Source organism: Vibrio mangrovi, from assembly GCF_024346955.1.
GTDB lineage: Bacteria > Pseudomonadota > Gammaproteobacteria > Enterobacterales > Vibrionaceae > Vibrio > Vibrio mangrovi.
Genome location: NZ_AP024883.1, coordinates 1,622,906 through 1,647,815 on the forward strand (window position 1 = coordinate 1,622,906; position 24,910 = coordinate 1,647,815).

The following is a 24,910-nucleotide window of genomic DNA, read 5'->3' on the forward strand; positions in this document are numbered from 1 at the left end:
ATGGCGCTGTCACGCTCTCTTTATGATTCATCGGAGTATGCCCTCTGCACTAGGTTTGTCGTGAAGCAGTCCGAGTAACTCACACAGCACACCACAGATGTCGGTCTGGGCGATCAATGCTGACTGCTGGTGACTGAAGCGGTCGCCGATGACAAACAGAGGCACTTCACGCTCTTCTGCCAGGGTGCCGCCGTGGGAACCGTCATTGTTCATACCGTGGTCACTGGTGATCAGGATCTGATAACCGGCAGCAATCCACTGCGGCAGGAAGTCCGATAAAATCATATCGGCTTTGCGGGCGGTATTGCGGTATTGTGGTGAATCGAGACCGTACTGATGACCGCTGTCGTCAATGTTCATCGGATGGATCAGCAGAAAATCCGGGTCGTAACGGCGGCGCAGATGTTCGCCATCCAGAAACAGTGCTTCGTCGGGGTAATGATCCCAGTGATAAAACAGGCCATGTTGAATATTGAGTGCCGGGTCGTCGGTAAAACGGTCTTCGACCGGATGATAAGGCGAACGGTTGTACAGTTCACTGACCCAGTGATAGGCCGCAGCTGCGGTTTTTCTGCCTTGTTGCCTTGCCAGGCTGAACACCGACTCGTGCTCAGAGCAACGGTTGATGTAATTATGCACAATTCCGCTTTCCACCGGACGAACGCCGGTCAGCAGGCATTCATACAACGGACGGGAGAGTGACGGCAGTTCGCAGGTAATCGGATATAAGGTTGCTTGCTGAGATTCGATCAGGCCATTCAGGTAGCCCAGACATTGCCGGGCTACTGAATGATTGAGGCCATCGAGAACAACAAGAATAACTTTATTGCTCATCAGACTGCCTTACTGCTGGTGGATGAGGACATTTTCCTGCCACTGACGCGGCAGACGGCGGGCTGATTTTTCCCAGGCATTGAAGTTACTGATTGGATGAACGTTTTTATACTGAGTGTTATCCAGCAGTTTGGCTTTGGTTTCTGCCGGTAATTCAATATTGGTCCGGATTGGGCGGGCATAGCCGTTTGCCAGATTAATCTGTCCCTGATCGCTGAAGATATATTCACGGGCCAGTTTGGCAGCATTCGGGTTTTTCGCGTATTTATTGATGATGGTGGTGTAGCCGGAAATCACGGAACCATCCTGCGGAATGCTGACAGTAAAGCGGGAGCGATCAATTTTATCGCGGTAGTTCAGCGCGTTGAAATCCCACAGGATCGCGACTTCAACTTCGCCTTTTTCAAGGTTTGCCAGACTCGGGTCGGTGAAAGACAAGCGGCCTTGTTGTGCCAGTTTGCCGAAGAATTTCAGCGCAGGTTTCAGATTGGACTCATTGCCTCCATTGGCAAATGCCGCGGCCAGCACCGCATTATTGGCCTGAGATGCGACACCAACATCACCGACCGTGACTTTATATTTTCCTTGCAGCAGGTCGGCCCATGTCTTCGGTGGATTTTTTACCAGATTGTTATTGGACATAAATGCGATGGTGCCAGTGTAAGCCAGTGCCCAGTAACCATCTTTATCTTTGGCCCAGTCGGGAATTTCATTCCAGGTCGATGGTTTATAGGGCTGAGCCACACCTTTCTGCACGGCAATCCGGCCAAAGGCAAAGCCGACATCACCGATATCTGCGGTGGCGTTTTTCTTTTCAGCAGCAAATTTAGCAATCTCCTGAGCAGAACTCATATCCGTATCCTGATGCTGAAGATGATATTTGCTGTCCAGATCCCGCCAGGTATCTTTCCAGTTGGCCCAGCTGTCGGGCATGCCTACGCTGTAAACCTGTCCTTCTGATTTTGCTGCCGCAGTCAGTTCGTCAAGTGATTGTGTTTTTGCTGCTGCGCCAAAAGTAAATGCGAGTGAGATAAGTGATGCTGTTTTAAGCAGGGTTTGAGTGGTGCAAATGGGTTTCATAAAGCCGTCCTCTGGACTAGTTCAGTTTGTTCGACTTTCATCCTATTGGGCAAATGTGACGATTCATTGGCTGTTTTTTAAATTATTTATGACGGTTTGGTGAATCTTTTATGCACTGTATTGCCTGTATCAGCACGAGACCTTACATTGAAAGAAGTCTCTGTTGGACTAGATCAGGAAAAGAAGAAGTCAATGACTCAGTTAGCCAGAATTAAAGATGTCATACGGGAACAAATTCGCGGTGGGGCAATGGGCAGTCGTCAGAAGTTGCCTTCGGAGCGGGAGTTGTGCGAGCTGTTTTCGACCACACGAATTACGGTGAAAGATTCTCTGGCATCACTGGAAACCGAAGGTTTGATTTACCGGGAAGAACGCCGGGGCTGGTTTGTTTCGCCACCGAGAATTCACTATAACCCGCTGTCGCGCAGTCACTTTCATCAGATGATCAGTGAACAGGACCGGATTGCCGAAACCCGTTTGATTCAGGTCCAGAGCCGGATGGCTGCCAGTGAAGAAGCGAAGTTGCTGACTCTGACAGAAATGACGCCGCTGCATATCATTAAAAGACTGCGTTTCATTGATGGGCGGGCGGTGCTGTATGTTGAGAACTGCCTGATTGCCCGGTGGTTTCCCGATATTCTCGAAGAAAATCTGACCCAGTCGCTGACTGCGCTGTATCAGCAGAAGTATGGTTATGTCACCAGCCGTTCCCGTTTCCATGTGATTTCAACTTCTGCTACTGCGGAGGTGGCAAAAGCGCTGAATATTGCAGCAGGTCAGCAGGTGCTGAAGATCTGCCGGGTCAACTATAAACAGGATGGAGCAGTGATCGATTGTGAATTCGAATACTGGCGTCCGGATGCGGTGATGATTACCATCGATAGTCATACGGAGCATGGCTGACCATGATGGATGATGCGGATATATTCAGAGAATCTCAGACTGTCGGATTCAGCATGTTTTCAATAGCTTCCGTGTCGAAGACCGCATACCCCTTTCGGGTAGTTTTATTTTCGAATTGATTTATATCATCTCCCGTTTTTGCCGGGCATTGAACAATCCGTTCCAGTCATCAATAAAATTTCTGGAACTGCATATGAGCAAATCAAAGCTGGTGGTGATCGGCAATGGCATGGTCGGACACCGATATCTGGCTGACTTCGTTGAAAAAGCAGATCTTTCCCAATGGGAAATTACCGTCTTCTGTGAAGAACCTCGGGTCGCTTATGATCGGGTTCATCTCTCTTCTTATTTCTCTCATCATACGGCGGATGAGCTGTCTCTGGTCAGTGAAGGATTCTATGAAAAACACGGGATTCAGGTGTTGGTCGGAGAGCGGGCGATCAATGTGAATCGCGAGCACCGGATTGTTTATTCTGCGAGCGGACGTGAAGTCCGGTACGACACCTTAATTCTGGCAACCGGTGCTTATCCGTTTGTGCCACCGATTCAGGGCAATGAAGGTAAAGACTGTTTTGTCTACCGAACTATTGAAGATCTGAAAGCGATTGAAGCTGCGGCGAGAAAAAGTCAGCGCGGTGCGGTGATTGGTGGTGGTCTGCTCGGGCTGGAAGCTGCCGGGGCACTGAAAGCCTTGGGGCTGGAAACACATGTGATTGAATTTGCTCCGGTACTGATGGCAGAACAGCTGGACCAGCAGGGCGGGGCGCAGTTACGCCGGAAAATCGAACAGATGGGCGTTCAGGTTCACACCGGAAAGAATACGCTGGAAATTGCGCCGCAGGGTGAACAGGCAAGAAATACCATGCAGTTTGCCGACGGAAGTGCGCTGGAAGTCGATCTGGTGGTGTTCTCGGCCGGAATTCGTCCTCAGGACAAACTGGCCCGTCAGATGAAGCTGGATATTGCGCCACGCGGCGGGATTGTTATCAATGATTTCTGTCAGACTTCTGATGAGTATATCTATGCGATTGGCGAGTGTGCGTCGTGGAATAACGCTTTCTTCGGACTGGTTGCACCGGGTTATAAGATGGCGACGGTTGCTGTCGACCATCTGTTAGGCGGTTCTGCGCAGTTTGAAGGGGCCGATATGAGTGCCAAACTCAAACTGTTGGGCGTGAAAGTCGGTTCAATCGGTGATGCGAATGGCAGAACTCCGGGATGTAAGAGCTACGTTTATCAGAACGATGCGCAGGACGTGTATAAAAAGATTGTGGTCTCCGAAGATGGTAAGCAGCTCTTAGGTGCGGTGCTGGTCGGTGATACTTCCGATTATGGCGACCTGTTGCAACTGAAACTTAATGAGATAGAACTGCCGGAAAATCCCGATTCATTGATTCTTCCTTCACATGCCGGTGCAAAGAAACCGGCTTTGGGTGCGGATGCACTGCCGGAAACTGCGGTGATCTGTTCCTGTTTTGATGTCACTAAAGGCAAGATTGCTCAGGCTGTTGCCGACGGACATCATACGTTTGCTGCTGTGAAAGCCGCGACGGGTGCCGGAACAGGCTGTGGCGGGTGTATTCCGCTGGTGACATCGGTGCTGAATGCCGAGCTGGCAAAATCGGGTATCGAAGTGAAAAACGATCTGTGTGCACACTTTGCCTATTCCCGTCAGGAGCTGTTTCATCTCATTCGTATCGAAGGGATTAAAACTTTTGATGAACTGCTGGAAAAACATGGTCACGGCTACGGCTGTGAAGTTTGTAAACCGGCGGTTGGTTCGATTCTGGCTTCCTGCTGGGGAGAACATATTCTCAAACCTGAGCTGGTCAAACTGCATGATACCAACGATAACTTCCTCGGAAATATGCAAAAAGACGGCACTTATTCGGTGATTCCGCGTATGGCCGGTGGTGAAGTGACGCCTCAGGCGCTGGCGGCTCTGGCTGCTATTGCCGAAGAATATCATCTTTATACCAAAGTCACCGGTGCTCAGCGGATTGGCCTGCTCGGTGCGCAGAAAGATGATTTACCGGCGATCTGGCAGAAACTGATCAGCGCCGGATTCGAAACCGGTCAGGCCTATGCCAAAGCCCTGCGCATGGCAAAAACCTGTGTCGGTTCGACCTGGTGTCGTTACGGTGTACAGGATTCGGTTGGTCTGGGTGTGGCGATTGAGAATCGCTATAAAGGCATCCGGACGCCACATAAGATGAAATTCGGGGTTTCCGGCTGTACCCGTGAATGTGCCGAAGCGCAGGGAAAAGATCTCGGAATTATTGCCACTGATGCCGGATGGAATTTGTATGTGTGCGGGAATGGCGGGATGAAACCCCGCCATGCTGACCTGCTGGCAAGCGATCTGGATCGGGAAACTCTGATTCAGTACATCGACCGTTTCATGATGTTTTATATCCGGACGGCAGCGCCACTTCAGCGCACTTCGGTGTGGCTGGGAAATATGGAAGGGGGAATCGATTATCTGCGTGATGTGATTGTCAGTGACAAACTGGGAATTAATGACCAGCTTGAAGCCGATGTTGCCCGGCTGATTGCTGAATATCAGTGCGAGTGGCAGGCCACTCTGGAAGAACCGACTCAGCTCAGACGTTTTGCTCATTTTATCAATTCAGACCTGCGGGATGACAATGTAGTGTTTGTTCCGGAACGGGCCCAACACCGTCCGGCGACGGTTGAAGAAAAATATCCCGGTCAGAGCCGGGGCGATATTCTGCATGTCACACTGGAGGAAGAAGCATGAGTTCAGAGACGATTCATCATTTTGCCGCGACCGGTCATTTTGAAAATATCTGTCAGATCGAAGACATCACTCCCGGAACCGGTGTATGTGCGCTGGTCGGCGGAGAGCAGGTCGCGGTTTTCCGCCCGGATGCCTCGGAGCAGGTATTTGCCATCCATAACATGGATCCGTTTGCCCGCTCGAATGTGCTTTCCCGTGGATTGATCTGCGAACATCAGGGTGAATATTGGGTTGCCAGCCCACTGAAAAAGCAGCGTTTTCAGCTTAAAACCGGTTTATGTATGGAAGATGAACGCTTCAGTATCCGGACTTTTGCCGCCAGAGTCACCAACGGTTATGTGGAAGTTTCTTCAGGAGAGAAGGAATAGACCAAACGCTCCGGGCAGGAGCGTTTTCCTATTCAATCTTTCATTTTCAGAGGAAATAACCATGTTTACAACGCCAATTCAGAAATGCGGCGATAATGCGCTGCGGATCAAGCAATTGCTTAAGGAGAACCCACTCGGATTCTGGATCAGTTCCGCAATGGCCGGTGCTTATGTCGGGCTCGGGATTATTCTGATTTTCACGCTGGGAAATCTGGTTGACCCGTCGATTCGTCCATTGGTGATGGGAGCAACCTTCGGTGTTGCCCTGACACTGGTGATTGTCGCCGGATCGGAGCTGTATACCGGTCATACGATGTTTTTGGCGCTGGGTGCCAAAACCGGTCAGATTTCATGGGCTGATAATCTGAAAATTCTGCCACAAACCTGGCTGGGAAATCTGCTGGGCTCTGTTCTGGTGGCGGCACTTTATCTGTACGCCGGTGGTGGGAAATTACTGCCGGATGCATCGAGTCTGATTCATAAAGTAGCACTGGCAAAAACCATGGCTCCGGCATCGGTGCTGTTTTTTAAAGGTGTTCTGTGTAACTGGCTGGTTTGTCTGGCAATCTGGATGTGTCAGCGGGAAACCGGTACGGCACGTTTCATTGCCATCTGGTGGTGTTTACTGGCCTTTATTGCATCGGGTTATGAGCACTCGATTGCCAATATGACAATTTTTGCACTGTCCTGGTTTGGCAATGCAGCAGACGGTTACACCATGACCGGAATCGGGCATAACCTGTTGTGGGTTTCATTAGGAAATGCTGTCTCAGGTGCAGTGTTTATGGGACTGGGATACTGGTATGCAACACCGGCTGCACAACGTCCGGTTGTCGATAGTCAAATGAGCTATCGGCAGGCTCAGACTAAAGCCGGATAATTATTTTTCAGATTACTCATCTGTAACATTTAATTACTAAAATCAACAACCTCTGCTAGAGTATGAGCTCGGTTTTATTTATATCAATAGTGTGAGGCAATTTTTTTGGGAGCATCGCTGGTTATTTAGATTCCGGCGATGTTTTTTCTCGCCTTTGCTAAGCTAAAATGAGTTCGCATTTAAAAAAGAGTTTGTCTTATAGCACTGCCATGACAGATCGAAGGATTGATATCTGACTCATGGCATCGTGATATATGAAGTGATTGATGTACAGAGGAGCATTCGGTGGAACCAAGGATTAGTATTATCACACTCGGTGTGAAAAATTTAGAAACTTCATATAATTTTTATTCTTCACTCGGCTTTACTTCGCCGCAAAAACCGGCTGATGGAATTATCTTTTTTAAGACGGGTGGTGTCTGTCTTGCACTTTATCCGTTAGATGAGCTGGCAAGTGATGTCTCTCCGGACTTCTCGCCACAATGTTCCGGATTCTCAGGTGTAACACTGGCGCACAACACACGTTCAAAAGAGGAAGTTGATGAAGTGTTGGCACTGGCAGTCAGTGTGGGGGCAAAACTGGAAAAACCGGCGCAGGATGTTTTCTGGGGAGGTTACAGCGGATACTTTTCTGATCCTGACGGTTACCTGTGGGAAGTTGCCTACGGTGACTGCTGGGATTTTAACGAAGATGGAAGTCTGGTGATTCAGTAAAAATTTAGTGTAGTTTAGATAAACCGAAATATAAGAAATGCGGAGAGGGGGAGCTCTCCGCAAAAAGTGACCCGTTGGATTGAGGGACCGGGTCGTAAACTGAATTTACGTTTATTTATAACAAAACGATTTAACACAAAATCAATCGGTTATGAAATTATCGGTAACGAAAGTACTCTTTCAGATATTTGTTTGCTGTAGAAATTGTAGTTTCTGGATCTTTCGGTAAGTCGTGTTCAACGATGTACCATTTCACCCGGATTTTCTGGGCTTCCGGCAGAATTTCGTCCCATGCAAGCAAACCGTCACCCGCGCCGATGGCAGTAAAGTTGCCTTCATCATTCCGTTCGCCGATAGCGGTATTGTCTTTCACATGAATCGCGATGACCCGCCCGGCCAGACTACGGATTAGTTCAGCCGGATCTTGTCCGCCCCGGAATACCCATGCAACATCAGCTTCTATTTTCAGGTTTGCCGGAGAAGTTGCATCAAGCATCCATTCCAGAGCTAGTCTGCCATCATATTTTTTCATTTCGAAATTATGATTGTGGTAAGCAAGGGTCAGACCGTGACGACGTAGTTTGTCACCGATCTTGTCCAGCTCTCTTCCCATTTCGCGCCATGCTTCAGCAGACTGAGGGCGTTCCTCGGTACCCAGCCACGGCATCACAATAATTTTGTTGCTGATGGCTTTATTGAATTTGATGACATTTTTCAGGTCATTGCGTAATGCAGCCAGCTGAACATGGTCAGAGATCGCTTTAATATTATATTTCGCCAGCAGACGATTCATTTCTGCAGCCTGAACACCGTGGTCTCCAACCAGTTCAATGGCGTGATAACCAGCCCGGGAAGCCATAGCCAGTTGTTCTTCCAGTGTACCGACGTTTCTCAGGGTATACATCTGCAGTGCAATTCGCTGTGAATCCTTATGGTGCAGTTCGTTGGCACTGACAGCGAAAGCACTCATGATGCCGCAGGACAGCAAGAATAATTTTATAAATTTATTAAATATTTTCATGTTGTTAGCTCTTTTCATGAATACATAGGATTGTTGACCTATCGTGGTTGAATTTAATTGCTGCAAAACATCACGAAAGATCATCAACCCCTAATAGTATTCGGTTAATGTGAGGGTCTTTCTCTCCAGAGGCAAAGTCGTCAAAAACTTTACTGGTTTTGGTAATCATGTGTCGTGTGATAAATTCTGCTCCTTCCTGTGCGCCTTGTTCTGAATCTTTCAGACAACATTCCCATTCCAGGACTGCCCAACCGGAAAAGTCATACTGAGTCAGTTTGCTGAAAATTTGTGTAAAGTCGATTTGTCCGTCTCCGAGAGATCGAAAGCGACCGGCTCTGTTGGTCCAGTCTGCATAACCGCAGTACACCCCTTGTGATGCATTCGGACGAAACTCTGCATCTTTGACATGGAAGGCTTTAATCCGGTCGTGATATTTGTCGATAAACCCCAGATAATCCATTGCCTGAAGTAGCATGTGGCTAGGGTCGTACAGAATATTTGCCCGTGGATGGTGATCGACTGCTGCGAGGAAACGCTCGAAAGTCGTACCATCAAACAGATCTTCTCCCGGATGAAGTTCGAAACAGACATCGACACCATAATGGTCAAAGGTATCGAGGATCGGCAGCCAACGACGTGCCAGTTCAGCAAATCCATCTTCAATCAGATGATCTGAGCGTTGCGGCCACGGATAAACGTAAGGCCACATCAGCGCACCGGAAAAGGTTGCATGAGCGGTTAACCCAAGGTTTGCTGATGCTTTGGCAGCCAGTTTTAACTGTTCAGTTGCCCATACCGTACGTGCCGGACCGTTGTTACGCAGCGATTCCGGCACAAACTGATCCATGAGTGGGTCATAAGCGGGATGTACTGCGACCAACTGCCCCTGAATATGGGTAGAGAGTTCGCTCAGTTCCAGACCATAATCTTGCAGGACTGCAAGGATATTCTCACAGTAGCTTTGATCTTCTGCTGCCCGTTCTAAATCGAAAATCTCCGGATTGAGTGTCGGCATTTGTACAGCTTTATAGCCTTTTTGCGCTGCCCATTCCGCAATGCCTCTTAATGTATTAAAAGGTGCCTCATCGGAAATAAACTGAGCAAGAAAAATAGCCGGACCTTTCATGTGACTCATAACGAATACCTCAAATAATGGAGGGAGAGTGGTGTTTCTCCATCTCCCTCATCAAAAATTACAATGCTTCCGCCTGACTGGCGTTTTTAGTGTTTTTTTCCTTGAATGCCAGAATAAACAGTAGTGCGATACCGGCAGCAAAAGATGCTGGTAACCACCAGAAGCTTGCCCAGTTGTCGGTGGTCAGTGCTGCTTGTCCGTCAAGGAAGCGGTTATAGATCATTCCGGCAACCTGTGCGCCTACCAACATACCGATACCGTAAGTGACCAGAACCAGAAGTCCCTGAGCCTGCCCGCGGTTTTTATCGGTACACTGTTTGTCGATATAGATCTGACCGGTAACAAAGAAGAAGTCATAACAGATACCGTGTAGCGCGATACCAAGCATAATCATCCACATCACAGAATCCGGTGCACTGATAGCAAATAGTGCATAACGCAGTACCCAGGCGAACATGCCGACAACCAGCATCCACTTCACACCCAGATGACGGAAGAAGAGTGGCATGAGCAGCATAAAGATGATTTCGGAAAACTGACCGAGAGTCTGGATTCCGGCGATATTTTCAACATTCATGGCACTCAGGAAAAGTTGGGTAAAGTTGTAGTAGGCTGCCAGTGGAATACAGATAAGGAATGATGCCAGCATGAAGACAAAGAATGCCGGACTTGCCAGATCTTTCACGACACTCAGGCCAGAAATTTCCTTAAACGAAATCTGTTTGCCTGATGATTCGGGTTGCGTATCCGGCAGGGTAAAGCTGTACAGCCCCAGCAGAGCACTGGCAACGGCTGCCGTATATAAAGGAAGGGCTGTTTTTTCAGCAGTAATACCGAGTGCTCCGCCCAGCACAAAACTGATAAACAGACCTGCGACAATCCAGCCGATTGTGCCGAATACCCGGATCGAAGGGAATTGTTTCTCCTGATCATCGATATTACGGAAAGCTATCGAGTTGGACAGCCCCAGAGTCGGCATGTAACACAGGTTATAAATCAGCAGTATGATGATGAAAACCGTGGGATTTTCTATTGTCGACGGGGCCAGAAACAGAAAGACTGCTCCGGCAATATGTAAGAGTCCCAGTACTTTTTGCGTAGCGAAGTACTTGTCTGCAATCAAACCGATAAAAAACGGAGCAATGACGGCAGCGATTGGGTTTACGGTATATGGCCAGTGGGTCAGATCGCCCATGCCGACTTCAGACATATATACAGCGATTGAAGTGTACCAGGCACCCCAAACGAAAAACTGCATAAACATCATGGTACGAAGTCTGGACATAATAGATGTATTATTTTTCATATTGTTATCCATATTCAATGGTGAAAATGTAGGGTTGTTTCCAGGTTATTAGTGTTTAGTTAATTAACATTTCAGGTTATTCGACAGAAACCCACCGTTTCTCTTTCACTGAGCGCAATGATGCGTCAATGAGTCGGGCAGCCCGCAGACCATCCGTAAACGTTGGAACCCCCAAAGGTGATTCACCCAGAATGGTGTCGTAGACATCTTTGATGAAGGCATCAAAGCAGTGACTGTACCCCTGAGCGTGACCGGCCGGAGTCAGAGAGAGACGTTTTTGTTCATCAGAGCCCTGACTGGGATCACGGACCAGTAACGATCTCGATTTACGAGTGCTGACCCATAGTTGTTCCGGTGTTTCCTGATCGAATTCGATACTTTGTTCACTGGCGTCGATCTCAAACCACAGACGGTTTTTTCGTCCGGCTGAAACCTGACTGACGGTGAGAGTTGCCGGTGTATTTTTGTTGGTTCGCATCAGCAGTGTGGCGATGTCTTCGGTTGTGACTTTGACCTTTTCGGCATTTTCATCGGTGGTGTGGTGGCTGCTGAATGTTTCTGCTGTATCGCTGTTGCGTTCTGACTGCGCTGTATGGAAGTTGGCAACAAGTTCGACAAAACGCTCGCCCGTGATCCACTCAACCAAATCACACCAGTGGCTGCCAATATCGGCGAATGCACGTGATGCGCCACCCTGTTTCGGGTCAACCCGCCAGTTATTATCGGTTTGATCCAGTAACCAGTCCTGAAGATAACTACCATGTATCAAATGTAACGCACCGGTTTCTCCTGATTCGATCAGGGCTTTGGCCTCCCGGACCATCGGGTGATAACGGTAGACGAATGGAACTGCATGAACCACATTATGCTGTTCTGCCAGTGCTTTCAGTTCCAGCGCATCTTCAAGAGTTGTTGCCAGTGGCTTTTCGCAGATGACATGTTTACCTGCTATCAGTGCCCCCTTGGCGAGTTCGTAATGAAATCGGTTTGGTGTACAAACATGAATGACATTAACTTCTTCTGAATCAAAGGCTTCCTGTGCATTATCAAAAACACGCACTTGCCATGATTTAGCAACTGCTTCTGCCTGTTCCCGGTTCGCATCGACCAAACCGACCACATTGACACCCGCTGCTTTCAGTGAACGAAAGTGTACATGCGCGATCATACCGGTTCCGATGATGACCGCATTAATGTTCGCTCTGCTCATTTGTATTCCTTGACTTGTTGATGAAACATTTAATGTAACATTACATTTTGTTTCATGATGGTATACAATGCATTCGCTGAGAAAAAGAATTAAGTCAGTTTTCCGGCAAAATTCATGGTCTCTATCACAGATAGGCAGGTTAATGTGAAATTCATCACATTCATGCTCAAAATGGTGCTATTGAGGATAGGTAGAGAGATGTAGAGATACATGCTAAATTCACTCTAGTTTTGAATAACAACATCATGATTACAGGCAATAATATGCGTCCATCCGTCGCTGATGTGGCAAAGTATGCAGGGGTTTCAACTGCAACTGTTTCCCGGGTTCTGAATGACAGCCCGTCGATACGGCCACATACCAGAGAAAAGGTCCAGCAAGCTATTGAAGCTCTGGGCTATAAATTACCCGGAACTCCGGGATCGAAAGTTGTCGGTACCAAACCTGTGATGGTTTTGGTTCCTGATATCAATAACCCTTTTTACAGTGGAATCGTCACCGGAATTGAAGTTGCTGCCCGGGAGAAAAACTACTCTGTCATGTTGACCAATACCCAGGGAGAAAGCTGGGTTGAACTTCGTTATCTGGATATGCTTGAACAGAATCAGGTATGCGGTGTGATTAGTCTGGATCCAATGAATGAACAGATGAAACTGCCGGGAAAAATCAGCAAACTGCCCTGGATTAACTGCTCGGAATATGTCCCTGATTCAGATGTTGCCTACGTCAGCATTGACCATAAACAAGCGGCACAAGATGCAGTTCTCTATTTGGTTTCTCAGGGACATACGAAGATTGCCATGGTGAATTCTGACGAACGTTATATCTATGCCCGGCAACGGCGGGAAGGTTATGAGGCAGCAATGGAAAGCGCAGGATTAACCATTGAACCGGGTTATCTTCAGGCCATCGGCGGTATCGACTATCCGTTGGGAGAGCTTGCTGCCAGACGTTTGCTGACACTGCAAAATCCCCCGACTGCAATATTTGCAGTGTCCGATACACTGGCGATTGGGGTGATGAAAGCCGTTTTCCGCATCGGGAAGAAAATTCCTGATGATGTGGCCGTGATCGGTTTTGATGACATTCCAATTGCAGATATGTTTGAACCTTCACTGACCACTATTTCTCAGCCGACATTTGAAATGGGACAAACCGCAATGAAAATGCTGATCCAGCGCATTGAAGGGCTGGACGTGACTTCTAAACAGATTAACCATTCTTTAATTATCCGGGATTCTGCTTAGACTGGTTAACCTTTATTGGCCGGATTTTATTCAGTCTGTTCAGGAAATTATGCATTTATGTGATAAATGCGGTTTCGCTACCTGAGCAATCATAGGTTTGTTATCCGGCTTTGACGAATCTCTCAGGTTCGCCGGACAGAAGTGGATAGAATACGGCGATTAATCATGGAAGTAACCTGCAGAGAAGACAATGTCAGGGACGTAGCAGATGAGTAAAATGTAATAGATATAATGTCATTACATTTTCAGGCGGAACCTGTTTGTTCTTGGTAGGAAATTGCCAGAGTTTTTTAATTTGTATGTTTGGGATTTAAATAAAAGTTGGAGGATTTATGCCCTATCAATTTGCTTTGATTGGCGACATTGGTGGAACAAACGCCCGGCTGGCGTTGTGTGAACTTGCTACAGGGAAAGTCAGTCACGCAAGAACATATGCCTGTGCCGAGTATCCCAGTCTTGAATCGGTGATACAGCATTATATTGGAGAATCAGAAGCGGAAATTAAACAAGCCTGTATTGCGATTGCATGCCCGGTTCAGGGCGACTGGATTTCAATGACCAATCATAGCTGGCAATTTTCAGTCGGGACACTCCAGAGTAATCTCGGTCTTGAGACCTTTAAGGTCATCAACGATTTTACGGCGGTGTCGATGGCAATTCCGGTTCTGAGCGAATCCGATGTTGTTAAAATCGGTCCGGGAACCGCGGTTCAGGGGAAACCGATCGCAATCTATGGTGCCGGTACGGGGCTGGGGGTTGCACATTTGCTGCAGGCTGGTAATGAATGGCTGAGTCTTCCCGGTGAAGGTGGGCATGTTGATTTTGCACCCGGCAGTCAGGAAGAAGATCGCATTTTAGCAGAGTTACGTAAAGCGTTTGGCCGGGTCTCTGCTGAACGTTGTCTTTCCGGACAGGGGATTGTGAATCTTTACCACAGTCTTGTGCGTGCTGACGGCCGTGAGCCGGAAGCGTATGAACCGAAGGATATTGTTGAAAACGCACTGGAAGACAGTCAGGCGGACTGTAAGAAGGCTCTGGAACTGTTTTGTGTGCTGATGGGGCGTTTTGCCGGTAATCTGGCACTGAATATGGGAACCTTTGGCGGTGTTTATATTGCCGGTGGTGTTGTTCCCCGGTTTGTTGAGTTTTTCCTCAATTCCGGATTCCGGGCGGCTTTTGAAGACAAAGGACGGTTCAACACATATTTACAGGATATTCCTGTATTCCTGATCACCCACAAAGAGCCGGGATTACTCGGTGCCGGTGCTTATCTGAGACAGTCACTAGGGCTTTCTCTTTCCCACCAATAAAACGGCTTCCGGAGGCTGTCAGCTTGTCGTCATTGAGCATGATGCTTATTCACATTCTGACAGCCACCGGGCCAGTTGTTCACACAACCATATCGGATTATCTAAAGGAATATCATGCCCGTCATCCGGGTTGCTGATAAAATCGGCCTGCCAGTGCATCGCCATAGCCTGAGTTGCCTTATAGCTGACCAGACGATCTTTCAGGGAAGAAATGAACAACAGACGGCAGTCAGGTTGTTTCCCGCTAAAAGTCAGCGATGCGGTGAGCTGACGAACGAAATTCATGCGCTGCATCGGATAACGGTGATTGAGTAATGTCCAGTGTTTCACGATATCTGTGTTGAGTGGCTGGTTGGAAATCATAGAATAAATCAATGCTTCCCGTGTTGCCGGCTTTGAGAACAGCGCCCGAATGATTTTCAGGTAATTCTTTGGCAATAAGCGTTGATAGAATGGTGTGAACTCTTTGGTGCTGGTATTGATGCAAACCAGATGCCCGACTTCTTCCGGATACAGTTCCGCCCATTTCAGGGCAATCATACCTCCCATTGATATAGAAATAATGTCGATTTTTCCGGCTGGTTTCAGGCGGGCACGGATACTTTCAACCATGCCTTCAATTGTATTGGGTGAACGTTCCGCAGAGCGTTCACCACATCCGGCGATATCGGCCAGAATAATATTCTTGTGTGGGAAACGGCTTTGTAACACATCCGGAAATATCCCCCAGTGATATTTTCCCCGGAATAATCCCCGGATCAAAATCATATCGGAACACACCGATGCTTTTTTTCCGTTCATTTCTGACATGCCTGCAAATGTTTTGCGCTGCGGTTAAAGTTCGTACTGACCGGACGGGATTCAACCGCCGTTAGAGAATTAATCCTCCGGTATGAAAAGTATAGAACCACAGCAGGGCGAAGCAGAGAAAAAGCATGGTAATTGCGTAGCGCCAGTTCATTTTGAGCAGGCTGATTGCACTGATTTCATAGCGGGACTGGATGCTGAGCTGGACGCCGGAGAAAGGAGAGAGACCGATACCGAGTGACCAGCCCATTAATAATGTCATTCCCAGCAGATTCGGATCGCTGACCGATGGTGAGAGCAAACTACCAGCCAGCACCACGCTGGTTACCGGATGCATACCGGTCATTGCCAGCCCGACCAGAATTAAAACGGTGATGCTGGCTTCCATTGGGCCAAAATGAGTTGGAGCGAGCTGAATATTCAGCGAGGAAAGCGTTGCGGCGACTCCGGCTGCGAGTAACGCTGCGGCAGCAAACAGCACGACTTCCCCGGCAGAACCGGCAATACCGGATTCAATGTGTTGCCGAAAGCGGAATAATCCTCTGATGCCATGTGTTGTCATCAGCCAGATGAAGGTAAAGATAATTGCGGTGAGTGTCACCAGTGTCAGAACACTGATCTGCGGCTGCCATTCATGCATACCGATGACAATAAATGCCAGCAGACAAGGCATCCAGAGCGAGTGTATTGCAATCGGGTAGCCGTGTAGCTCCCGCACGTCGGGTTGTCTGGTGATTTCCCATGCGCTGAAGGCGATACCGGCGATACTGATAGGAATGCCGTATAACACCAGTGTGCTGAGCTGGGCTCCGGGAGAGCTGAGCAGTGCCAGTCCCATTGCTGCAAAGAAAGGCGACCAAAAGGCACAGATACAAAACGCTCTGAGGAGTAAGATTCCCTGAAGTGGCGTGACCCGGCTCTGACTTGCCAGCCGGTCACCAACAATAATCACTGAGGACATGTTCAGGACTGCCCCGAACAGGTGTGTGCCCAGTAATGTACGGAGAAGTGCGCCTTTACCTTTCGGTAAACTTTCCTGAGTACGGATATTCTCAGTTGCAAAAATCTTCAGGAAACCAACACCAATCAACATGTTAATGACTTTCTGATTGGCTTCCATCGCCTTGAAAATGTAGGTGAAATCAGCATGGTTTAACAAACCGAACAACAGACCGGCCAGCCCGACGCCCAGCAGAATGAAGATCTGTCTTTTTTGGGTCGTTTTGAGTGAAGGGAGCAGAAAACAGGAAGCGAGCCAGACGGGAATTCCGGCCCAGTACACCGGAACAAGATCACTGAAGGCAGAGATGACGGATATGCTCAGACTAAGCATCAGCATCCAGCCACAGACGTTTGCTATTTTTTCTTTCATTTCGAATCTGCCACGATAAATAAAGTAACCTACGCCAACCGTTAATATCATGACCAGAAGGTAAGGATGATACCCGGCAATTGTGTTCTTCACACCCGTGAACATGTCTTCAGAATACGCCGTCGAACCAGAAAGCATGCCGTAAGGCAGGAGAAACAGGGCAGATAATTACCGGCATATGCTTCGGGGTGTATACCGTTAATCATACGCATTAACAAAAATAACAGCAATAGATTGCTTAGATATTGTACGATTTTTTTTGCAATATTTTGTTCTTACTGACTCACTTTTGAGAATAAAAGGTTCTTTGCCCTGAGAATATGGTGTTGTGCTGTGGATTGGTCTAAGAGAGCGTTCCTTCAGTCTCAGAGCTGCGTATCACTGTAAGAGTAAGCCTTGAAGCGCATCATTGGTGCACAAAATAGAATAACGGCCGCCATAAATTTGTGGTATCAATCACTTGTACAGTGTTCAGAATCGTAGGTAAACTCGATGATGAAAACGGGCGTTGTCGCGAAAAATAGCCTATATACCCCAATAACCTCAGGATTCAGTTTCGTCGATAGCTGAGGTGAAACAGCGTATTGAGACATTGTCGTTTTGCATCGGCAATCGGGTATACAAAGTCACTCGGCAGTGACAGAGGGACAGGGATGAGTGATGTAGATTTCCACGAATATGCAACAGCTTGTGATCACTGTGACTGGGTGAATGTGATTTCACCGATGCGGGCAGGAGATCAACTGCACTGTGCCCGTTGCGGGCATACTATTATTACCTTACATCCCAATGCCGCATCACAATTGTTAAGCAACGGATGTTCGGCGGCACTGATGTTTATCATGTCGCTGTGTTTTGTGTTTCTGGGATTTTCTTCAAGCGGCACCAGCCAGCAGATCACCCTGCTGGACTGTATCTACAGCCTGATGGGTGAGCACTATATTTCCCTCGGTATTATTGTCACACTGACCTTACTGGTTTTGCCGATCGTTTATCTGACGGCGGTGATTTTGATTGCTTTGGCCATGCGGAAAGGGAGAATCCGCCGGAGCTATTACGGACTGCTACACACATTGAGTGCATTACAACCCTGGCTGATGGTTGATGTTTTTCTGTTGGGTGGTCTGGTCGCTTTAGTTAAACTGCATAGTCTGGCGGATATCCAGCTGGGATTGTCCTTTTGGGCTTTTTGCGCCTTTACTATTCTGCTGGTCAGGACGGCTTCATTTGTCGATAAACGCTGGATCTGGTACCGATTATGTGGACCGGCTCCAGAAGTGGCTGTCCGTCAGGCCTCGGCATTATCTCAGGGGCTGAAAGGGTGCCAGTATTGTGGTGCTCTGGTTCCGGAACAGAAACATAAGTGTCAGCGTTGCCATCATGTTTTGCATCACCGTAAAAAAGGAAGTCTGGGCAATACGCTTGCTTTATTAATGGCTGCCTGCGCTTTATACGTTCCTGCCAATCTGTTCCCGATCATGATTACCACATTTCTGGGCAGAAGCGAGCCATCAACCATCATGGGTGGTGTCATTTTATTATGGGGACTGAAATCATATCTGGTGGCTATGGTGATTCTGGTTGCGAGTATTCTGGTACCGGTGGCAAAAATTCTGGCACTGTTCTGGTTATGCTGGCAAACCCGTTTCCATTCTGCCGGTTTGCTTCAGCAAAAGCAGACACAACGAATCTATCAGATGACAGAATTTGTCGGGCGCTGGTCGATGGTTGATGTGTTTGTGGTTGCTATTTTGTCGGCACTGGTCCAGCTTGGTGCTGTGATGAATATTATTCCCGGCGTTGCAGCAATCTCTTTTGCTGCTGTTGTTATTCTGACGATGCTTGCTGCAATGTCGTTTGATTCCCGGTTGCTTTGGGACAAATCTGAGGAGATCACCATTTGAGTCGTTCATCATCTTCTGTGAAATCCGAACGCCGGATGCATTTTAATTCAATCTGGTTCGTTCCTTTTATCGCAGTCATTGTAGCCGTGTGGATGTTTGTTGAAAACTGGTCTCAACAGGGGCCGGAGATCACGGTTGTGGCAGAAAATGCGGATGGTCTGGAAGCGGGAAAAACCAAGGTGAAAGCCCATAATGTGGATGTCGGCGAAGTGACCGATATCCGGCTCAGCGATGATTTTAATCATGCAATTATCCGAATCCGGATGCAACAGGGCTCCGAAGGAATGCTCAATAGCGAGACTCAGTTTTGGGTAGTGAAACCCAGAGTCGGTAAAGAAGGGATCAGCGGTTTGGGAACAATCCTGTCCGGTGCTTTTATTAATGTTAATCCGGGAAAGCAGGGCGCAGGGCGTGAGCATTTTGAGATGCTGAAACAACCACCATTATCGACAGCAGATAATCAGGGAATCCGTCTGAAGCTTTACTCGACTGATAATGCCAAAATGGAGGTCGGTGCACCGGTACATTTCCGTGGTTTCGAGGTCGGCTATATTGAGAAAGTTGATTTCGATGTGGAACGAAAAGCGATCACTTACCGTATCTTTATCAACGCACCTTATGATGCTCTGGTTCACAGTAATGTTCAGTTCTGGATGACGCCGGGATTGTCGATTGAAGGAACTGCAAAAGGATTGGAAGTACGTATGGATTCTTTGCAGTCTCTTATTTCCGGCGGAATCTCATTTGGTATGACAAATAGTCAGAGTACAGGAACAGTTGTGGAGGATCTGACTGAGTTCCGGCTTTTCTCTTCTAAAGATGCTGCAGCGAATAACCGTTATGACAAATATATCGACTATGTCATGTTGATTCAGGGCAGTATTAGCGGACTGCTGCCGGGAGCGCCGCTGGAATATAACGGTGTTCGTCTCGGCACTGTCAAAGAAGTTCCGTTCCATGGTGGGGCAATCAAGAGTGCTGAAGATATTCGGATGCAGTCGATACCGATTCTGGTTCGTTTTGAACCGCAGAGAATTGAATCTCATCTCAGTCATACGGAGATTCATCTGGATGAGTGGAAGAAAATGTTAGCGCAAGGATTTGCCGGAGGAATGCGGGCGACGCTGAGTAGCAGTAATCTGCTGACCGGTGCTAAAGTCGTTTCGATCACGTTCATCAAAGATCCCGCGCCACTGAAGGAAACGATGTATCATGGCTACCCGCTCTTCCCGACAGTAAGCAGCTCTCTGGCTTCCATGCAGGAAAAAGTCACGCTGATTCTGGATCGTCTGGCGAAGTTGCCGGTCGAGCAGACGGTCGGACAACTGAATAAAACGCTGGTTTCTGCCGATGATACGCTCAAAGAATTACATGCCGCCAGCCGGAACCTGAAACAGTTGCTGGAGCAGGAAAAAACTCAGGCTGTCCCTGACAGACTGGTGACTGCATTGGAAACTCTGAACGAGACCCTGAGTGACTATCAGGCTCAGGGTGCTCTGGGGCAGAATATTCAGCAAAGCCTTGATGCTGTGCAACGCAATCTTGAAGCATTGTATCCACTGTTACAGGATCTGCGTCAGCAGCCGAACTCGATTATTTTCGGTAAGCAGCATGAACAGGATATTGAGCCACAGGCGACAAAGGGGAGAAGTGAATGATATCAGCACGTGTACTTTTGTTATGGATGATGCTGGCTCTGATCGGTGGTTGTTCGGGAAGTTCCGCATTAGAAACCACACAGTATCTGTTGCCGATGTCTGAAACTGTTCCTGCCATGCAGCACGAACCGCAGATCCGGCAACCGATTCAGATTAAAGCGATCAAAATGCCGGGATATCTGGAAAAGCCAAATATCGTAATGGTTGATCCGGATGGACAGGTCTATCTGGCATCACAGAATTTGTGGGCGGAGTCTCTGAGTTCTCAGTTGGAAAAGATGACCTTGAGACGTTTGAAAGAGCGTTTACCTGCTTTGACATGGATTCCTTCATATCAGTATATCCGGCCGAAACTATTACTCGATATCGAGGTGTATAACTTTCACGCCGATATGAAGGGTAGAATTATCGCCTCCGGACACTGGTCACTCTGGTCGGACTCGAAACAACTGTTGCATGAAGCATCATTTGAAAAATCAGTGCTGATGCAGGAAAACGGTTATCCGGCAATGACAAAACAGTTGTCCCGTATCTGGCTGGAACAGGTGATTGACCCGATTGCTGTCACCCTGACTCACCTCAAGTGATTTCTTCACTTTATCCTGTGGCGGATACCGGCACGGGCATTCCGATTGTGCTTTCCCGGTATTAATGTTCTGAAAAACCGTTGCATCTTGTATTTCAGGGTGCCGGGTTATGATTTATTAATGAAATAACCGTTATTTTTATGATTCTCACTAAAGAATGCGTGATTCAAACCGCTAAAATGATGTCCGGTGATGATTTTTATCTCATTACTATTTCACAAAAATAAGACATTCATTTTTTCTGGGATAGCATTTATGAGTAGGTAATGATTTAATGTGACCGGTAACATAGGTAATCTGATGCACGGTAACGTGACTGATTTAGAGATGTTTCACAGATACTTTCTTCTATCTTTATATTGTTCACCTATAGTTAATAAGTAGAAAACATGTGTCATGCAGTGGGGAACTTTTTCTCTGATCCCATGATGTGTTGTAAATAAAAACAAGACGATAGATTGTTTCACAAATTTAAGGAGTGCTTCCTATGCAACTTAGCTTGAAAAGGAAGATCGTTCTTTCTGTCATTGCTGCTATTACTCTAACGGCAGTAATTCTGGTTATTGTCAGTTATCAGTCTTTTAAGAAAGACAGTTGGCGGGCGATTCAAAGTGAGAGTCAACATACATTGCAGGCTTATGCTAAAGGGATTAGTGAGTGGTTCCACGATAAGCAACTCGCAATTGAAGGGCTGAAAGAGGAAATTGAGCAGAACCCTACGCTGGATGTTGTACCTCATTTAAGACAAACACTGAAGTCTGGCGGGTTCGGATTAAGTTATTACGGTAATGAAAAAGGTGAAATGTTCAGACAGGATCCTTCCCTGAATAAACCGGGATACGATCCTCGGGTCCGGGGTTGGTATAAACTGGCGAAGTCACAGGATAAAGCAGTAACGACCGATCCTTATATCAGTGTCACAATGAAAACTCTGGTTGTAACACTTGCCGATCCAGTCCGGCAGAATGGCCAGCTAATCGGGGTGGCAGCTTCGAATCTGGCTCTGGACCGCTTAATCGGTGATGTACTGAAAATGTCGGTGCTGGGAGACGGATATGCCATTCTGGTCAATAAAAAGGGAACCGTGGTTGCCCACCCCAATAAAGATTTGATCCTGAAGCCAATCAGTGAAGCGATTCCACAGTTGACGGTTCAGTCTCTGTCTCAGGCGTCCGATTCCGGAGAGCCGCTGTTTATCGATATCGGTGGAAAAGACAAAGTCGTGATGGGTAAAGGTATTGAGCATACTGACTGGATGCTGATCATGATTATGGATCAGGCGACACTGGAAAAACCGATGAATGCTTTGCTGGTAAGTCAGATTACGATTGCTATCGTCATCCTGATTGTTATGGCACTGCTGACATCATGGGTATTGTCCAGACAGTTAAGTGCAATTGGTGCTATTGGCTCGGCTCTGGCAGAAATTGCTGAAGGTGATGGTGATCTGACTAAACGCCTGGAAGTCAACAGTCAGGATGAACTGGGGATGTTGGCCGACCGGTTCAACAAGTTTGTCGATCGTCTCCACGTCATGGTGAAAAAAGTCAGTGATGTATCGATTGCCCTGAATCATAAAGCCGACAGTGCTGCATCTGCAGCGGCTCAGCGTAGTAAGCAGTTGAGAACTCAGCAGGATGAGATCACCATGGTGGCAACAGCAGTTACTGAGATGGCTTCAGCAACCGCTGAAATTGCCGGAAATGCTGAAAATACAGCGAAAAGTGCCAATCAGTCGGTTGAGCTGGGTGCCGAAGGTTATGAACAAATGCAGAAGAGTATGCAGTCCATTAACCAGTTGGCGGAAGAATTGAACCGGGCTGCAGGAATTATCGGAGATCTTGAAGTTCACGCGAACGAAATCTCAACCATTCTGTCGACAATCCGTGCCATTGCGGAACAAACTAACCTGCTGGCACTGAATGCTGCGATTGAGGCTGCAAGAGCTGGAGAGCAGGGACGTGGATTTGCTGTGGTTGCCGATGAAGTCCGGGTTCTTTCTCAGAGAACTCATGCTTCCACCGAAGAGATTCAGTCTAAGATCGAAGGTTTGCAGAAAGTAACAACCAATGCAGTGAGTGTGATGCAGGAAAGTCACCATCTGGTTGAAAATAGTGTGCAGGATTTCAGTCATACTGGTGAAAAACTACATGCGATCAGTGAGTCGATCACCATGATTAGTGATATGGCGACACAGATTGCTTCCGCAGCGGAAGAACAGTCGCTGGTGACTGCGGATATCAATGGAAATACTGAATCCGTCCGGGAAGTGAGTGACCAGATGACTCATGAAGCACAGATTGCAGCCGAAGAAGCTCAGGAAGTGCACCGTTTGATGACTGAACTGGGACGGGAAATTTCACGGTTTAAACTCTGAAACACCGGAAAATACCAATGAAGGTGAATTGAACGAAAATATAAAGCCCCGGTCAGAAATGATTGGGGTTTTTTATTACAGAGTCGCTAATATAAAAATGATGACAGAGGAAGTGATCGATGAAAATTATTAACGCACGTTTAAGAGGTTCAGACGTTCTTTATTCGATTCAGATAAAGGACGGTATTTTTCAGGCGATTCAGCCGCAGGGTGGTATTTCTCACGAAACGGCTGATATTGATGCAATGGGCAAGTTTGTTGTGCTCCTTTTGTTGAACCTCACATCCATCTGGATGCGGTTTTGACTGCCGGTGAACCCCGCTGGAATATGAGTGGGACGCTTTTTGAAGGCATTGAGTGCTGGGCAGAAAGGAAGGCGACACTGAGTATTGACGATGTTAAGCAGCGGGTACTGACGACCGCAGAACTTCTGATTGCTAACGGAGTGCAATATGTTCGCACCCATGTGGATGTAACAGATCCGGAATTGATTGCTCTGAAAGCGATTAATCAACTAAAGCCTATACTTCAGCCGTATCTTGACCTACAGATTGTTGCTTTTCCTCAGGAAGGCATATTCTCTTATCCCAACGGTAAAGACTTGATGGAACAAGCGCTTGAGATCGGTATTGATGTCGTTGGGGGAATTCCGCATTTTGAATTTACCCGGGAATATGGCGTTGAATCAATGCACTGGGTGATGGATTTTGCCCGCCGGCATGGAAAGCTGGTGGATGTTCATTGTGATGAAATTGATGATGAAAACTCTCGTTTTCTGGAAGTATTGGCAACGGCTGCACTGGAACAGGGTATGGGGCCAAAAGTTACGGCCAGCCACACTACTGCCATGCACTCTTATAACAATGCTTACTGTTCTAAGTTATTCCGGTTGTTGAAAAAGTCACAGATTAACTTTGTTTCCTGTCCAACGGAAAACCTGCATTTGCAGGGGCGTTTTGATGAGTTTCCAAAGCGACGGGGAATTACCCGGGTGAAGGAGCTTCATCGGGCTGGGATCAATGTGGCTTTGGCACAGGACTCGATACAAGACCCGTGGTACACACTGGGGAACGGAAAGCTGCTCCGTGAACTGGACTTTGCAATTCATGCCTGTCATATGATGGGATATGAAGATTTAGCTACAGCGCTGAGTTTTATTACCGATCATGGTGCCAGAGTGCTGAATATTACTGAGCGGTATGGTATTGCTGAAGGAAAACCTGCCAGTCTGATTATTCTGAACGGGAAAGATGATGTATCTGTTCTGAGAGAACAGAGTGATGTTTTGTGGTCCGTCAGGGAAGGAAACGTTCTGCTTGAACGTCAGCCTGCAACGATCAGACAGAGTGTCAGGCTGAGTTCTCAACTCAGACAGGATATTTAATATTGTTGGTGATTTTTTAATCTAAACAAGTTAATCTGTTGCAAATAAAAAA

General features: G+C 47.5%; 19 protein-coding genes and 1 pseudogene. 12 read left to right on the plus strand and 8 right to left on the minus strand.

The genetic code is table 11. From position 1 onward, the window contains the following. Positions 1 to 27: 27 nt before the first annotated feature. Positions 28 to 834: an alkaline phosphatase family protein gene (locus tag OCU74_RS07335; protein ID WP_087479103.1), complete on the minus strand. Its 807-nt coding sequence runs from the start codon at positions 832 to 834 to the stop codon at positions 28 to 30. Between the two features lie 9 nt (positions 835 to 843). Next, positions 844 to 1,914 (minus strand): ABC transporter substrate-binding protein, encoded by a 1,071-nt coding sequence (locus OCU74_RS07340; protein ID WP_087479104.1) that lies wholly within the window; start codon positions 1,912 to 1,914, stop codon positions 844 to 846. A 192-nt stretch (positions 1,915 to 2,106) separates the two neighbouring features. Here OCU74_RS07340 and OCU74_RS07345 point away from each other — a divergent pair, with 192 nt between their 5' ends. The 5 genes from OCU74_RS07345 to OCU74_RS07365 all read left to right on the plus strand — a co-directional run bounded on the left by OCU74_RS07345 (position 2,107) and on the right by OCU74_RS07365 (position 7,540). After that, the gene (locus OCU74_RS07345) at positions 2,107 to 2,817 is read left to right on the plus strand and encodes a UTRA domain-containing protein (RefSeq protein WP_087479105.1); all 711 of its coding nucleotides are present in this window, start codon (positions 2,107 to 2,109) and stop codon (positions 2,815 to 2,817) included. Positions 2,818 to 3,010: 193 nt separating this feature from the next. Next, on the plus strand, positions 3,011 to 5,578 hold the full coding sequence (gene nirB, locus OCU74_RS07350) for a nitrite reductase large subunit NirB (RefSeq protein WP_087479106.1): 2,568 nt from the start codon (positions 3,011 to 3,013) through the stop codon (positions 5,576 to 5,578). Beyond that, positions 5,575 to 5,946 carry a nitrite reductase small subunit NirD gene (gene nirD, locus OCU74_RS07355; RefSeq protein WP_087479107.1) on the plus strand — a complete coding sequence of 124 codons (372 nt, stop codon included), beginning with the start codon at positions 5,575 to 5,577 and terminating at the stop codon, positions 5,944 to 5,946. Before nirB ends, nirD begins: the two co-directional genes overlap by 4 nt. Positions 5,947 to 6,007: 61 nt before the next feature. Then, positions 6,008 to 6,826 carry a nitrite transporter NirC gene (gene nirC / locus OCU74_RS07360; protein WP_087479108.1) on the plus strand — a complete coding sequence of 273 codons (819 nt, stop codon included), beginning with the start codon at positions 6,008 to 6,010 and terminating at the stop codon, positions 6,824 to 6,826. Between the two features lie 285 nt (positions 6,827 to 7,111). Further along, on the plus strand, positions 7,112 to 7,540 hold the full coding sequence (locus OCU74_RS07365; protein WP_087479109.1) for a VOC family protein: 429 nt from the start codon (positions 7,112 to 7,114) through the stop codon (positions 7,538 to 7,540). A 157-nt stretch (positions 7,541 to 7,697) separates the two neighbouring features. On the opposite strand, the gene OCU74_RS07370 is transcribed toward OCU74_RS07365, so the two are convergent. The 4 genes from OCU74_RS07370 to OCU74_RS07385 all read right to left on the minus strand — a co-directional run bounded on the left by OCU74_RS07370 (position 7,698) and on the right by OCU74_RS07385 (position 12,212). Next, positions 7,698 to 8,561 carry a sugar phosphate isomerase/epimerase family protein gene (locus tag OCU74_RS07370; RefSeq protein WP_261856164.1) on the minus strand — a complete coding sequence of 288 codons (864 nt, stop codon included), beginning with the start codon at positions 8,559 to 8,561 and terminating at the stop codon, positions 7,698 to 7,700. 70 nt (positions 8,562 to 8,631) lie between these two features. Continuing rightward, positions 8,632 to 9,696: a sugar phosphate isomerase/epimerase family protein gene (locus tag OCU74_RS07375; RefSeq protein ID WP_200807639.1), complete on the minus strand. Its 1,065-nt coding sequence runs from the start codon at positions 9,694 to 9,696 to the stop codon at positions 8,632 to 8,634. Between the two features lie 58 nt (positions 9,697 to 9,754). Further along, on the minus strand, positions 9,755 to 11,002 hold the full coding sequence (locus OCU74_RS07380) for an MFS transporter (RefSeq protein ID WP_087480058.1): 1,248 nt from the start codon (positions 11,000 to 11,002) through the stop codon (positions 9,755 to 9,757). A gap of 76 nt (positions 11,003 to 11,078) precedes the next feature. Beyond that, complete coding sequence (locus OCU74_RS07385; protein ID WP_087479111.1) at positions 11,079 to 12,212, minus strand: Gfo/Idh/MocA family protein; 1,134 nt, start codon at positions 12,210 to 12,212, stop codon at positions 11,079 to 11,081. 263 nt (positions 12,213 to 12,475) lie between these two features. Here OCU74_RS07385 and OCU74_RS07390 point away from each other — a divergent pair, with 263 nt between their 5' ends. After that, positions 12,476 to 13,459: a LacI family DNA-binding transcriptional regulator gene (locus OCU74_RS07390; protein WP_159457369.1), complete on the plus strand. Its 984-nt coding sequence runs from the start codon at positions 12,476 to 12,478 to the stop codon at positions 13,457 to 13,459. A 332-nt stretch (positions 13,460 to 13,791) separates the two neighbouring features. Continuing rightward, on the plus strand, positions 13,792 to 14,769 hold the full coding sequence (gene glk, locus OCU74_RS07395) for a glucokinase (RefSeq protein ID WP_087479113.1): 978 nt from the start codon (positions 13,792 to 13,794) through the stop codon (positions 14,767 to 14,769). Positions 14,770 to 14,814: 45 nt separating this feature from the next. Here the strand turns inward: glk and OCU74_RS07400 are convergent, their stop codons facing one another. Further along, positions 14,815 to 15,570: an alpha/beta fold hydrolase gene (locus tag OCU74_RS07400; protein WP_234993511.1), complete on the minus strand. Its 756-nt coding sequence runs from the start codon at positions 15,568 to 15,570 to the stop codon at positions 14,815 to 14,817. 70 nt (positions 15,571 to 15,640) lie between these two features. Then, positions 15,641 to 17,041 (minus strand): hypothetical protein, encoded by a 1,401-nt coding sequence (locus OCU74_RS07405; RefSeq protein ID WP_234993512.1) that lies wholly within the window; start codon positions 17,039 to 17,041, stop codon positions 15,641 to 15,643. Positions 17,042 to 17,601: 560 nt separating this feature from the next. Between OCU74_RS07405 and OCU74_RS07410 the strand changes: the two genes are divergently transcribed. The 5 genes and pseudogenes from OCU74_RS07410 to codA all read left to right on the plus strand — a co-directional run bounded on the left by OCU74_RS07410 (position 17,602) and on the right by codA (position 24,858). Further along, positions 17,602 to 18,852: a PqiA/YebS family transporter subunit gene (locus OCU74_RS07410; protein ID WP_087479114.1), complete on the plus strand. Its 1,251-nt coding sequence runs from the start codon at positions 17,602 to 17,604 to the stop codon at positions 18,850 to 18,852. Next, entirely contained in the window at positions 18,849 to 20,510 is a 1,662-nt protein-coding gene (gene pqiB, locus OCU74_RS07415; RefSeq protein ID WP_087479115.1) for an intermembrane transport protein PqiB, read from the plus strand. Before OCU74_RS07410 ends, pqiB begins: the two co-directional genes overlap by 4 nt. Further along, positions 20,507 to 21,097: a PqiC family protein gene (locus tag OCU74_RS07420; protein WP_087479116.1), complete on the plus strand. Its 591-nt coding sequence runs from the start codon at positions 20,507 to 20,509 to the stop codon at positions 21,095 to 21,097. The genes pqiB and OCU74_RS07420 overlap by 4 nt, the downstream gene beginning before the upstream one ends. Positions 21,098 to 21,584: 487 nt before the next feature. After that, positions 21,585 to 23,474 carry a methyl-accepting chemotaxis protein gene (locus tag OCU74_RS07425; protein ID WP_087479117.1) on the plus strand — a complete coding sequence of 630 codons (1,890 nt, stop codon included), beginning with the start codon at positions 21,585 to 21,587 and terminating at the stop codon, positions 23,472 to 23,474. 119 nt (positions 23,475 to 23,593) lie between these two features. Continuing rightward, positions 23,594 to 24,858, plus strand: a pseudogene (gene codA / locus OCU74_RS07430) (cytosine deaminase). Positions 24,859 to 24,910: the final 52 nt, after the last annotated feature.

Bases quoted from the DNA above. Each gene is read 5' to 3' on its own strand.
- OCU74_RS07385 (WP_087479111.1), bottom strand. From the start codon at position 12,212: ATGAGCAGAGCGAACATTAATGCGGTCATCATCGGAACCGGTATGATC.
- OCU74_RS07340 (WP_087479104.1), bottom strand. From the start codon at position 1,914: ATGAAACCCATTTGCACCACTCAAACCCTGCTTAAAACAGCATCACTT.
- OCU74_RS07370 (WP_261856164.1), bottom strand. From the start codon at position 8,561: ATGAAAATATTTAATAAATTTATAAAATTATTCTTGCTGTCCTGCGGC.
- OCU74_RS07380 (WP_087480058.1), bottom strand. From the start codon at position 11,002: ATGAAAAATAATACATCTATTATGTCCAGACTTCGTACCATGATGTTT.
- OCU74_RS07335 (WP_087479103.1), bottom strand. From the start codon at position 834: ATGAGCAATAAAGTTATTCTTGTTGTTCTCGATGGCCTCAATCATTCA.
- OCU74_RS07400 (WP_234993511.1), bottom strand. From the start codon at position 15,570: ATGAACGGAAAAAAAGCATCGGTGTGTTCCGATATGATTTTGATCCGG.
- OCU74_RS07420 (WP_087479116.1), top strand. From the start codon at position 20,507: ATGATATCAGCACGTGTACTTTTGTTATGGATGATGCTGGCTCTGATC.
- glk (WP_087479113.1), top strand. From the start codon at position 13,792: ATGCCCTATCAATTTGCTTTGATTGGCGACATTGGTGGAACAAACGCC.
- OCU74_RS07410 (WP_087479114.1), top strand. From the start codon at position 17,602: ATGAGTGATGTAGATTTCCACGAATATGCAACAGCTTGTGATCACTGT.
- OCU74_RS07390 (WP_159457369.1), top strand. From the start codon at position 12,476: ATGCGTCCATCCGTCGCTGATGTGGCAAAGTATGCAGGGGTTTCAACT.
- OCU74_RS07345 (WP_087479105.1), top strand. From the start codon at position 2,107: ATGACTCAGTTAGCCAGAATTAAAGATGTCATACGGGAACAAATTCGC.
- nirB (WP_087479106.1), top strand. From the start codon at position 3,011: ATGAGCAAATCAAAGCTGGTGGTGATCGGCAATGGCATGGTCGGACAC.
- nirC (WP_087479108.1), top strand. From the start codon at position 6,008: ATGTTTACAACGCCAATTCAGAAATGCGGCGATAATGCGCTGCGGATC.
- OCU74_RS07425 (WP_087479117.1), top strand. From the start codon at position 21,585: ATGCAACTTAGCTTGAAAAGGAAGATCGTTCTTTCTGTCATTGCTGCT.
- nirD (WP_087479107.1), top strand. From the start codon at position 5,575: ATGAGTTCAGAGACGATTCATCATTTTGCCGCGACCGGTCATTTTGAA.
- OCU74_RS07375 (WP_200807639.1), bottom strand. From the start codon at position 9,696: ATGAGTCACATGAAAGGTCCGGCTATTTTTCTTGCTCAGTTTATTTCC.